8 protein-coding genes and 1 pseudogene are annotated in these 12807 nt (G+C 40.5%); 1 reads left to right on the forward strand and 8 read right to left on the reverse strand.

The genetic code is table 11. The features are described from left to right. Positions 1-24: 24 nt before the first annotated feature. Both pdxT and pdxS read right to left on the reverse strand, forming a co-directional pair. Positions 25-621, reverse strand: coding sequence for a pyridoxal 5'-phosphate synthase glutaminase subunit PdxT (gene pdxT / locus NYE63_RS14815; protein WP_342605773.1), 597 nt, complete (start codon positions 619-621; stop codon positions 25-27). A 4-nt stretch (positions 622-625) separates the two neighbouring features. Continuing rightward, complete coding sequence (pdxS, locus tag NYE63_RS14820) at positions 626-1513, reverse strand: pyridoxal 5'-phosphate synthase lyase subunit PdxS (protein ID WP_342601665.1); 888 nt, start codon at positions 1511-1513, stop codon at positions 626-628. Positions 1514-1646: 133 nt separating this feature from the next. On the opposite strand from pdxS, the gene NYE63_RS14825 reads away from it, so the two are divergent. After that, positions 1647-3041, forward strand: a complete 1395-nt coding sequence (locus tag NYE63_RS14825; protein WP_342601666.1) for a PLP-dependent aminotransferase family protein — start codon at positions 1647-1649, stop codon at positions 3039-3041. A gap of 442 nt (positions 3042-3483) precedes the next feature. Here the strand turns inward: NYE63_RS14825 and NYE63_RS14830 are convergent. From NYE63_RS14830 to pepF, 6 genes and pseudogenes are all read right to left on the reverse strand, one after another. Beyond that, positions 3484-4199, reverse strand: a pseudogene (locus tag NYE63_RS14830) (D-serine ammonia-lyase); the annotation flags it as partial. Positions 4200-4242: 43 nt separating this feature from the next. Further along, on the reverse strand, positions 4243-5991 hold the full coding sequence (pabB, locus tag NYE63_RS14835) for an aminodeoxychorismate synthase component I (protein ID WP_342601667.1): 1749 nt from the start codon (positions 5989-5991) through the stop codon (positions 4243-4245). A gap of 93 nt (positions 5992-6084) precedes the next feature. Continuing rightward, positions 6085-7107 (reverse strand): LLM class flavin-dependent oxidoreductase, encoded by a 1023-nt coding sequence (locus tag NYE63_RS14840; protein ID WP_342601668.1) that lies wholly within the window; start codon positions 7105-7107, stop codon positions 6085-6087. Between the two features lie 93 nt (positions 7108-7200). Continuing rightward, positions 7201-8199 carry an LLM class flavin-dependent oxidoreductase gene (locus tag NYE63_RS14845; RefSeq protein ID WP_342601669.1) on the reverse strand — a complete coding sequence of 333 codons (999 nt, stop codon included), beginning with the start codon at positions 8197-8199 and terminating at the stop codon, positions 7201-7203. 282 nt (positions 8200-8481) lie between these two features. Then, entirely contained in the window at positions 8482-10728 is a 2247-nt protein-coding gene (locus tag NYE63_RS14850) for an AAA domain-containing protein (RefSeq protein ID WP_342601670.1), read from the reverse strand. A 231-nt stretch (positions 10729-10959) separates the two neighbouring features. Continuing rightward, positions 10960-12756, reverse strand: coding sequence for an oligoendopeptidase F (gene pepF, locus NYE63_RS14855; protein ID WP_342601671.1), 1797 nt, complete (start codon positions 12754-12756; stop codon positions 10960-10962). Between the last annotated feature and the right edge of the window lie 51 nt (positions 12757-12807).

The following is a 12807-nucleotide window of genomic DNA, read 5'->3' on the forward strand; positions in this document are numbered from 1 at the left end:
TATTAATAGGACAGCTTCATTTGTTTAGCAGGTTTTCAATTCGACCTTACTTACTGAGGTCTTCACCATTTCAATGAAAAGTTGCAGAAAACGATCATCACCTGTTAATTCTGGATGAAACGCACTGACGAGGACATGGTCTTGTCTCGCAGCCACTACATTTTCTTCATAAACAGCCAATACTTCTACACCTTCTCCAATTCCATCAGCAAATGGCGCCCGGATGAAAACTGCCTTATAAGGCTCTTCCATTCCTTTGATTGATAGTTCAGCCTCGAAACTATCCCGTTGACGTCCAAATCCGTTCCTTTTCACGGAAATGTCCATTAGTCCAAGATAGGCCTTCTCATCGCCAGCCAATTCATTGGCCGCCAATACCATCCCTGCACATGTACCGAAAATAGGTTTTTTACCTTCGAAGAAAGTTTTGATCGGTTCCATAAATCCATAACGATCCATTAGCTTCCTCATCGTTGTGCTTTCTCCGCCTGGAATGATCAAGCCATCGATTTCAAGCAACTGTTCCGGTTTTTTTACAATAATTGCTTGTTCGCCGGCACCTTTGATTTGGTTCAAGTGTTCTTCAACTGCTCCCTGTAATCCCAAAACACCGATAGTTATCATATTACCATCCACGTTCCTGCATCCGTTCTGCCGGAGCTAGTTTGGAAATATCAATTCCTTTCATTGCACTGCCCAACTCTTTGGACAACCGGCCAATCAATTCATAATCGGTGAAATATGTAGTCGCTTGAACGATTGCCGACGCGAATTTTTCTGGAGTTTCAGATTTAAAAATACCTGACCCTACGAAAACTCCATCTGCTCCCAATTCCATCATCAATGCTGCATCTGCTGGAGTGGCAATTCCGCCAGCCGCAAAGTTAACTACAGGTAATTTACCTGTGCGTTTGATTTCTCTTAAAATTTCATAAGGGGCTCCGATATTTTTTGCTTCTGTCATTAATTCATCATCACTCATGATGCTCACTTTACGAATTTGTGACTGGACCTTTCTCATATGACGCACAGCTTCCACAATATTACCCGTACCTGGTTCTCCTTTTGTACGAAGCATTGATGCTCCTTCACCAATACGGCGTGCAGCTTCTCCTAAATCACGGCAGCCACAAACGAAAGGTACGGTGAAATCACTTTTTAGAATATGGTATTCTTCATCGGCAGGAGTCAGCACTTCACTTTCATCGATATAATCCACTCCCATGGATTCCAGGACTCTTGATTCCACAATATGGCCAATCCTTGCTTTAGCCATGACCGGGATGGACACTGCTTTCATTACTTCCTCGACAATTCGAGGATCTGCCATTCTAGCTACCCCGCCAGCCGCACGGATGTCGGAAGGAACTCTTTCCAATGCCATGACAGCAACAGCACCGGATGCTTCTGCGATTTTTGCTTGTTCTGCGTTAATGACGTCCATAATTACGCCACCCTTTTGCATTTGTGCCATTCCTCTTTTTACTGTGTCAGTTCCTAATAATTTATCCATTTCTCTTCCCCCTAATATTTGCATTTTTTAGATTTGTTAGATTTAGTATAAAAAATAGTTGACCGCATTGAAAGTGTCAGTTTTAATAAATTTAATGGGGTCAGTAAAATTTTTTTTAAAAGGTGGCAACAAAATGAATATGCTTTCTTGTGATTTAAATCGGTTAAGTGAAGTGCCTTTGTACGAACAATTATATTCATATATTAAAAAAGAAATTATCGATGGCCGTCTTCTTTACGGCACAAAGCTGCCTTCCAAACGGAAATTGGCAGAGTTCCTCCAAATTAGTCAAAATACTGTCGAGACTGCATATGAACAATTGACTGCTGAAGGATACGTTGAAGTTATACCAAGAAAAGGGTACTATATTCAAACATTCGAGGATTTAGAGTATACACAAACTAACCAAGTATCAGTGGAACAAATCAATCATAAAGAAGGGGAATTGCTGTATCATTTTCATCCCAGCCAAATTGACACGGAACACTTCCCATTTGAAAAATGGAGAAAATACATGAAAAGCAAAATCGATGAATCACATCAAGATCTTCTTTTACTGGGGGATTCTCAAGGGGAATATGAATTACGATGTGAAATTGCCCATTATTTGTACCATGCACGTGGTGTACAATGTGTTCCCGAACAGATCATCATTGGTGCAGGAATGGAGATCTTATTGCAGCAGCTTGTCCTTCTATTCGATAAAAATGCCATCTATGGTGTTGAAGATCCTGGGTATCACTTGATTCACCGGATTTTACGCAGCTACCCAAATGAAGTCCATCCACTGCAAATTGATGAAGAAGGCGTAAAGGTGAACCAAATTGAAGATTCAAAGATCGACGTCGTTTATGTCACTCCCTCACATCACTTCCCAAATGGGACGATCCTTTCCGTTAACAGACGGACGCGCTTGTTGAACTGGGCTCAAGGGGCAACAAACCGCTATATTATCGAAGACGATTATGATAGTGAATTTCGTTATAGTGGAAAAACAATACCTTCCTTACAAAGTATGGATGCTAGTGATAAGGTGATTTATTTAGGTTCATTCTCAAAATCATTGATGCCATCAATTCGGATCAGTTATATGGTTCTTCCCGCTCCATTGTTACAAATGCATCAACAGGAATTATCTTTTTACCATTCAACCGTTTCTAGGATTGACCAGCATGTATTGACACAGTTCATGAAGGAAGGGGATTTCGAAAAGCATTTGAATCGGATGAGGAAAGTTTACCGTCGCAAGTTGGATAAAGTGATCGATCTGTTTAAACCCCATCAACAAATAAAAATCATTGGAGAGCGGTCAGGATTGCATGTCGTCCTCATCGTTAAGAACGGCATGGATGAACAGACACTTATTCAAAAGGCAAACGAAGATCATATTAAAATTTATGGATTATCGACATATTCGATCGAAAAAATTAACGAACATCCTCCAAAAATCATATTGGGCTTTGCAGGGATCCCTGAATCCGAATTGGAAAAAGCCATTCACCTTTTATTGATCTCATGGGGTTTATAAAGAAAAAAGAAGTTTACTTTCGTGAACTGCTTTAAGTTTGTCGAACAAAATGGGGTTCGGAATGGTCTCATCCCAATTCCCTTTCACGATTTTATCGGAATGATTACCATGATTTTAAAACAACTTTTTTCTGTGATGAAACCACACTGGATTGGAGAAATTTGCGACACTCCTGCTGAATGTCTGGAGCCTCCTCACCGCTAGAGAGCTTGCGGTGAGGAGGCTTGGCAGTAAGTCGACGAAAAGGGAACGGAATCAATATGTGAACCGCAAAATGAATGCTCCGGGTACGAATACTGCGGATGACGGTCAAATAAAGCGCGGTTTAGGACGAAAAAATTGCTCCGGCTGAAGGAACGTTTTTAAATAAAAAAACTGCGGACAAACTCGCTTTTCTTCGAATTTGTCTACAGTCTGAGAAGTTCACTCTCGTGAACTTTTTTTAAGTTTTAGATAAATATTGTTCCATCCTATCCTTTGGCACCATGCTCCCGCCTGTCGCCCAGTTGATATGAGTGGACTGATTCATTTTATCCAGCAGTTTTTGATCCCTTCGATATTCCCTTCCTTCTGGAGCTGACAAAAGTTGTATCGGACCAAATGCTCCCGCTAGGGCAGATGGTTCTAAATAATGACCTTCCGACTCTGCCATTTCCCTGAGCAGTTCGAATAACCTTGTATCCTCTATGGTATAGCTGCCGCTTAACACGGTCGTCATCATACTGGAAACCGATTCTGAAGGCCTTCCGACAGCAAGACCATCCGCTTCCCTCTTATTATCAATTCCAAAGTCCTACACCGAGACTTTGTCATGAAGGCCTGTCATCAATCCGAGTGTCATGCATGGTGAATGTGTCGGCTCTGCAAAAAAACAATGTATATCATCTTCAAAGGCTAACTTGAGCCCATATGTTATACCACCGGGCCCGCCGCGCCGACTCCACTTGGTAAGTACACAAACAAAGGGTGATCTTCGTCTACTGGTATGGACATATCTTTCAGTTGTTTCTTCAGGCGCGTTGCAGCCGTCGCATAACCTAGTAGCAGATCCATGGAATTTTCATCATCAATAAAATGGCAATCTGGATCAAGTGATGCTTCAATACGGCCTTCTTCTACAGCTTTAAAATAATCATCATCTACTACAACTCAACTAACTGCATTAAAGATTACAATTTTCACTTTTTTACGAATAATCAGCTTAGAAAGTTAAATTCACTTTTAATTTCCCTCGTACGCTATTAATAAACCAAATTTCCTCAGCGTTATTTAGGTCATCCTTTGAAATGGATTTTCCCTTGATTTCCTTCTTCCTGATCAAGTCTTGACGAAATGTTCCTGCAAGGAGACCTGATTCCACAGGAGGGGTATAGTGGTCACCATTTATCTTCACCACTACATTTCCGTTCGTGAATTCCGTGATGAACCCTTCTTCATTCCAAAGCAGAACATCATGGAAGTCGGGATTATTCATTTGAAAGCCTTCATATACATCACGATTGGTAGTCTTATGAAATAGAAATGGATTTGCACTTGAAATTGGAGTTTCAGCCAAGATGGCCGTAAATTCTGAATCAAGGGGCTTGATTGCTTGTCCGGAGACTTCAATTTCACCATTTTCATTAAGTAGTACCCTTACCTTTTGCAACGTCCCATGGTTTAATTCCGCATACTTTTGGAGCCGATCTCTAAGATACAATTCAGAGAACCGAAAATCGAAGTAATCAGCGGATTGTTTCATCCGGTCGATATGATCATCCAACAAATAATATTCGCCATCGCTGAGCTTCATCGATTCCAATAGTTTGTAAGCAGGCCTTGCCACCGTCAATAATTTAGCTTTTAAAAATGCTTCGTCATATTCTTCCGATAACTCGGAATCCCAAGTGATTCCCCCGCCAACCCCATACTCGGCTTTCCCAGTTTCCATATCGATCACGACCGTACGAATCGGCACATTAAAAACGGCTTCGGATTCAGGGGAAATAAACCCGATTGCACCGCAATAAACTTCACGTGGTGAATTCTCGATATCAGCGATGATCTCCATCGTTTTAATTTTAGGTGCACCTGTTATCGATCCACATGGAAAAAGGGCCTTGAATATATCAATTATTGTTGTTCGTGGATTCGTATCGGCTGTAATCGTGGATGTCATTTGCCAAACTGTCGGATATTTTTCAATTGCCTTAAGCTGTGGAACCTTGACGCTTCCTGGTTCTGCAATCATTCCCAAATCATTTCTGAGCAGGTCCACAATCATGTAGTTTTCAGCTTGATTCTTTTCCGAGGCTGCTAACCAGTCTGCATTGAGTTGATCCATTTTCTGTGTCGTTCCCCGCTTTACCGTTCCTTTCATTGGCCGAGTAATCAGCTGACCATCTTCCCAACGGAAAAACAACTCGGGTGAAGCCGATAGGATTCGATGAGACCCCACATTTAAATATGCACTATAGTTTGAGCGTTGAGCTCTCTTCAAGCGATCAAAGAAAGCGTAGTCATCTCCTTCGAACTGGGATTGCAAACGAATCGTATAATTCACTTGATACGTATTGCCTTTCTCGATTTCGGATTTTATCCTTTGAAACCCGGAATGATAGGTTTTTGAATCCGTTTCTGATTGCCATTCAGCTAAATTAAAAGCCCCGGTCATTTTTTCAGGTATTTCTTCTTCCGGTTTATCAAAAATCCCGAACCATAATAATGGCATTTTGGCTCCATCTTTTACTTTAAAAGATTTTTCAAAAGCAGGTGCTGCTTCATAGGAAACATATCCGGCTGCATAATGCCCCTGTTCGATCGCTTCCTGGACTTTTTGGAATTGTGGAATGACATCCTCAATTGAATGGGCGGTGAACACTTTTTTCGGGTTTGTAAAATATAGAGGCCGGCTGTCACCTTGTTTATCTGTGAAGTGAAATATTAAGGATAAAGGATCTTCTCGTTTCATTACTCTCTCCTAACTTTGTTGATGAAGTCAATCGGTATGTATTTTTGATAAAAAGCTTGCAGACACGGAATCTGCAAGCTCATTCTTTGACACTTATTTCATTCCAGTAACCTCTGCAATGATTTCATAAGAACGAAGACGTGCATCCTGATCATAAATGGCAGAGTTTATAATCATTTCATCAGCCTGTGTTTCATTTAAAAATGCCTGCAACTGCTCTTTAACCTCTTTTGGATTCCCTATAATGGAAGCGTTCAGTTGCTTCATGACAATGGCCTTTTCATATTCTGTCCAAAGGCCTTCCATCGTATCAACTGGAGGAGCAAGTTGACCAGGCGTGTTCCGTATCAAATTCAAGAACTGCTGTTGATAAGATGTAGCAATTCTTTGCGCTTCTTCCGTAGTATCAGCTGCAAATACATTGATACCAACCATGACATAAGGTTTATCGAGAACGTCGGATGGTTGGAAATTATTGCGGTAACGGGCTAAAGCTGGTTGAGTATTTTCAGGTGAAAAATGGCTTGCAAATGAAAATGGCAATCCCAGCTGTGCTGATAATGCTGCACTGAAGCCGCTTGATCCAAGTAGCCAAATCGGGATATCCTGTCCTTCGCCAGGGATGGCGCGAACACGATTATGTTTAGAATCCGCATCTAAATAGCTACGGAGCTGTGCCAATTGTTCAGGAAAATCCTGACCGTTATTACGTACATCCCCCCGGAGTGCCATGGCTGTAAATTGGTCGCTTCCCGGAGCACGTCCCAGTCCTAAATCTATTCTACCAGGATACATTGCTTCCAATGTTCCAAATTGTTCTGCGATAACCAGCGGTGCATGATTCGGTAGCATTATGCCTCCAGAACCCACGCGAATTCTTTCCGTCCTACCTGCAACATAACCTATAAGCACTGAAGTTGCAGAGCTTGCAATCCCAGGCATGCTATGATGTTCCGCAACCCAGAAACGGTTGTAATTCCATTGCTCCGCATGTTTAGCTAATTCTACTGTATTTTTAAAAGCTCCCGAAACTGTGCCACCCTCAACGATAGAAGCCAGGTCCAGAACGGAAAAAGAAATGTCGCTAAGTTTTTTTGCATGTTGATCAGCACTCATATCTTCATCTTCTTTCTTTCAATTATGATAAATTGGACGCAAAGTCATCATATAGAAAATGCACACAAAATGCACACAAAATGCTCGAAAGGATTAACTGTTAAGAATTTCCCTGGCAATCAAACGAAACGAATTAAGCCTATCCTCCAACTTATGTGTGATGGTTATCAGCATGATTTCATCTGCTTGATATTTCTCCTGAATCTCCAATAGGCGATACTTCACTTGTGAAGGGGTACCAAAAATCAGTTTTTTATGCATGGTTTCCATCAATGCTTTTTCTTTTTCAGTCCAATCATGATTCCTTACCTCTTCTATACTTGGAACCTGCTTTCTTTCCCCATGTCCACTTTGTATTTTCCATAGGGTATTGCTAAGGGCGATTTCTTTCGCATGTTCCTCCGTTTCTGCGCATATGGCCGAAACCGTAACAATCGTTTTAGGTTCTTTAAGTAAACCTTTTATTTGAAAGTGCTCACGGTACTGGTGAAAGCTCTGCACTCCATCATTTTCACTCATGAATTCACCAAACGCGTATGCAGCACCATTTTCAGCGGCAAGCTTTGCACTTTTCCCGCTTGTTCCCAATATCCATGGTTCAGGCGGTACCATTGGGACAGGAGCGGCAGAGACATTTGAAAACGGATGTTCTTTCGGAAATTCACCTCTTAGAAAATTCAACAGTTCTTGAACAAGTTCAGGCATTTTGTAAACATTCTGAAGAAAATTATCGGATAATGCCATCGTTGCTTCAGCAGATCCACCAGGAGCACGGCCTAGGCCCATATCAATCCGTCCTGGAAAAAGTGTGGCAAGCATATTATAAGTCTCTGCTATCCGGTACGGCTTATAATGTGGAAGCAGCACTGCCCCTGATCCAATCCGGATATTTTTTGTTTGTGCACCAATATAGCTTATCAAAACTTCTGGAACGGAACAGGCCAATCCCGGCAGATCATGATGTTCAGTTAACCAGATTCTGCTATAACCCAGTCTATCTCCTTCTTGTGCTAGTTGGAGTGAAGCCTGCAAAGCTTCTTGTGCTGATTGTCCAGATGCAATTGGGGATTGATCCAATATGCTTAGTTTCAATTTGTTATCTCCTTTCTTTGTCTTTCGTAACTAAATGTTAAATCATAACTAGTCGAAAGTCGCCTGAAACGCTTGCTTTGTTATTTTAGTTTGCAGCCTTTAGCAGAAAATATAAGGAGTTGAATCTATTGGGGAGTATGAGGCATAAATATATTCTAGCGAGGTCTTTGTTTAAATATATTAATTACGCAGGTGACTCAAGTTGGCATCACTTATTCTACCGAGGTCTTTTTAGGGATATATGTAAATGAAGAAAAGCCCTTTTTAAGGGCCTTTCCTGAGCTATTCACTTTTTTTGAATTGAGATAGTAATTCATCTGCCATTATTTGTGAATCCAAACGAGCCGCTATAAATGGAGGCTGGACCCGATTATTGGACTCTACGGGCAAACCCAGCCAGATAACTCTTTTATCAAATATGATAAAGGAAAAGGAAACAGGTGAACAAATAAAATGATCAGAGTTGATATCAGGGTTTCTTTTTGCTGAAATGATCGTCAATTTCACTGCAGGGTTTCGTTTTGATAAATATTGCTGCCATTCTTCTGACAAACTGTTCAAATCCGGTACAGCGATAACCATCTCTTGTTTTGTTGATTCAATATCTTCCTGAAAGTCCCCCAATTTACGGGCATGCATCCATTGTAATTTCGGGTGCTGGTGCTTAACCCATTTTCCAATGTCTTTCTTTGGTACAATTTGATCATTTTGAATTTGATGATCGACAAGCTGACGAAGTGTTTTGCTGCGATATACATGTTTGTTAACAAATGAAGTGTCACATACATGTACGAACTTACCCTTAGTCCTTGTTATGGCCACGTTAATGAGTCTTTCACTTTCTCTCCCTGTCAATAACATTCCTGCCCTGTTTTGCGGATAACTATCAACTGTGTCAAAGATCATCATCTCACGTTCACTTCCCTGGAAACGATGAACAGTTGCAGCGATGATATCCGCCGTTTGCCGTTCTTTGTCATATAAGTCATCCAATAATTTTTCCATCAAGTCTGCCTGAGCACGATATGGGGCGACATAACCAATTGACCTTGACCCGTCGACATAAGCTTCATGAATCAGTTGAAAAGATAAAAGTAATTGCCATAAATTCATTCTCGAGTGGGATGTCCGTTCAGTGATGCAATATTCCCCTGATAAGCTGGTATCGAGAAGAGCTGCTGCTTTATTGGCAAAAGGTTCCGCCTGCGTTATGCTCTCCCTGCTAGTCGCAACACTTATATGATCGCCAACAAAATTGTTATAGACGACACGATTAGTGAATGCTGAAATATCCGGATGCATGCGGCGCTGTTCCTTTAATAGGAATAAATGACGATGAAGTTCTCCTTCTTCAACAGACTGGGCGACACCGGCCCGATGAAAAATGTCTTCCTTTAGCCAAAGTTTCACGAGGGAATCACGAGCCGAAGCAATAGGGGGCAATTGTTTGAAATCACCACAAACGATAATATGTTTGGATAACGCTGCAGCAAAAGCCACCTGAGGTACGTAAGCCATACTCGCTTCGTCCAAAATAACCAGATCATACTCCTTTTGATAAACCGTTTCATCATTTGCGGCTTTAGCCAAGGTCGTCCCGATGACCTTTGCCTCTTTTACGAATTGAATCTCTTTTTGGCGGATTTTCTCCAAGACTTTGGCCAGTTTTTTCTCTATTTCGATTAATTGATCTGTATCCCTTTTACTGAAGGATCCTGCCAAGTCATGTTTTAATAGACGTTTTTCTTCGCCAAGCTCTTCTTTTTCTTTAAATAATGTCGGTTCATGTTTACCTAATAATTGCCCGGTAACAATATCATCGTGTATGGCAAGTGATTCACCGATTTGAGATCCATAGCGAAGCACATCGCCTTCTTTGAAACGATCTTTCTTTTTAATGAATGCCGAAATTTCAGCCATCAAAACATCGACAGCCTGGTTGCTATGGGACAAAACCAGAACTTTTTTATCTTGTAAATAATGATTGGCTACTGTACGTGCCAATGTATAGGTTTTTCCAGTTCCCGGGGGTCCCCAAACAAAAGTGACAGGATTGAACTTAGATCGTGCATATAATTCTTTTACACTGCTTTGTTTTTCATTTGAAGGATGTTTTTGCGGCATGGACGGATCCATCAGGCGCTTGATCCGAAGCCTTTTCCTTTTGCTTCTTTTGATTTCATCCAAGCGGATAATTAATTGTTCCAGCAATTCCCAGGGGTCATGATATAAAAAGGCTTCACCGATCAAATCGCCTAACGAGCGATCAAATACAATGATTATACTTTTCCCTTCCGATGAAAGGATCCTTCCATCCTGTTTAATCCCTCCCCATTCCAGTCGAACGAGGGAACCGACAGGGATTTTTATCGATGAACCTGTTTCAAAATAATAGTTGAAAGAACCGTCATCTGTAAGCAAATGGCCGTTCGAAACCAGGTATTTTGTGCTGCCATATTTTTTCAAATGCAGGATTTCAAGTTGAAGTGCCTGCTGCCATTCTTTTATATAATTAACTGTCGAATTCATTTTTCACTTTCCTCACAAAATATGCCATTGAAGTACAAAGAAACTGGCCCACTGGCTAGGCTCCGATGTTGAAATAACGCTGTCACCATGACTTTTTTCACGCATTACCTGTTTCTTCAGCATATAAAATAAGGCCCAATCTATAGATTGGGCCTCTCCTACGCCAATGTTTTAACTATAGCATTTTTTATAACAACATACCATGGGCTCTTTTGGAAGAAATGGTTTAGGTTAGCCTTCTGTCAATTCAGTGAATTGGTCGACCAGATCACTGAAAATCTTCATTGCATTTTCAATCGGCTCAGGTTTAGTTAAATCTACTCCTGTTTTCTTAAGTAGCTCCAATGGGAAATCCGAACTCCCGCTTTTCAAGAAAGTCAAATAACTTTCAAGTGTTTTTTGGTCTCCAGAAAGGATCTTATCAGCGATCGTAATGGCTGAAACGTAACCAGTAGCATATTTGTAGACATAAAACGGACGATAAAAGTGTGGGATACGTGACCAGCCATACTTCACTTCTTCATCGAAAATAATTTCATCTCCATTATATGCACGAAAAATCGATTCATAGGCTGTATTAAAAACCTCGGCATTTAGAGGTTCATCATTTTCAGCTTTTTCATGTACGGTCTTTTCAAACTCCGCAAACATCACCTGTGTGAAGAAAGTCCCTTTAAAACTATCTATGAAATGGTTAAGTAAGTGTTTTTTCTTCTGCACGTCTTTTGTTGTCTTAATTAAATGGCGGATCAACAGGATTTCATTCACAGTGGAAGCAACTTCAGCGACAAAGATGGAATAACCTGCACTTATTTGCGGTTGGTATTTTGAGCTATAGTATGAATGCATGCCATGTCCAGATTCATGTGCAAGTGTAAAAACACTGTCTAAATCATCACGGTGGTTTAATAAGATGAACGGGTGAACACCATAAAGTCCTAAATTGTAAGCACCTGAACGTTTTCCAGGTGTTTCCCTGACGTCGATATATCTTTTTTCCTTAAAGGTTTTCAGGATTGTGATATACTCTTCGCCAAGAGGTTTCAGAGCCTCCACCATCAAAGAAAAACCATCATCGTAAGAAATCTCTTCTTTAGCTCCTTCGACTAATGGTACACTTAAATCATATGCACGCAATTCTTCTAAACCCAGCAATTTTTTTCTTAAATGAATGTATTTATGCATAGGTCCGATATTTTGCTTAGTTGACATAATCAAATTATCATATACCTCTTTTGGAACTTGATCTCCAAATAAGGATTTTTCCAAGGCAGATGGATAATTTCTTAGTTTTGAAAGATTCACATTATTCTTGATTGCTGTGGAAAGTGTGGAAGCGATTGTATTCTTCAATTGTACATATGGCTGATAATAGGCGAAATAGGCCTCTTTTCTTTTATCGCGATCATCGTCTTCAATCAATTTGGAATACATTCCTCGCGTTAGCTCTACTCTTTCGCCGTCTTCATTCGTAACTTCCCCAAATTTTATATCAGTATTGTTGATCATCCCGAACGTTTTTTGAGGTGCTGAAAAGGCTTCGCCTATTTGGGAAAGCACCTCTTCTTGTTCTTTCGTTAACACATGGGCTTTATAACGGAAGGAATCCAGTAGATCCTCTTCAAAATATTTCAAACCCTCGATTTCTTTTATGTACCCTTTTAATGTATGTTCTTCCAGGCTCAAAAGAAACGGCATGAAAAATGCAGAAGCATTACTGATTTTCTGCCCTAACTTACCCGCTCGATCCAGTAATGCTTGTGATGAGGTTACCCGAGTATCCAAATCCGCTTGCAGCATGGCAAATACATATAGTTTGTTATAAATGTACCCAAGTTCCTCACTTAAACGTAAATACTCGAACAAATCTTGAGCTGAGTTAATATGCCCATCATAAGTTTTTAATTTTTCTGTCATCTTCAGAACTTCTTGATAATCTTTTTCCCAGTTGGCCTGATCATTGTAAATATCCTTTAAGTTCCATGTTTCTTCTATTTTTATTTCGTCACGTGATTTAAACGTTTGCATATTTCCTGCACTTCCTTTCATGCTTATAGCTTACCCTTTATTATAATCGAC

This window comes from Peribacillus sp. FSL E2-0159, assembly GCF_038643155.1.
Classification (GTDB): domain Bacteria; phylum Bacillota; class Bacilli; order Bacillales; family DSM-1321; genus Peribacillus; species Peribacillus simplex.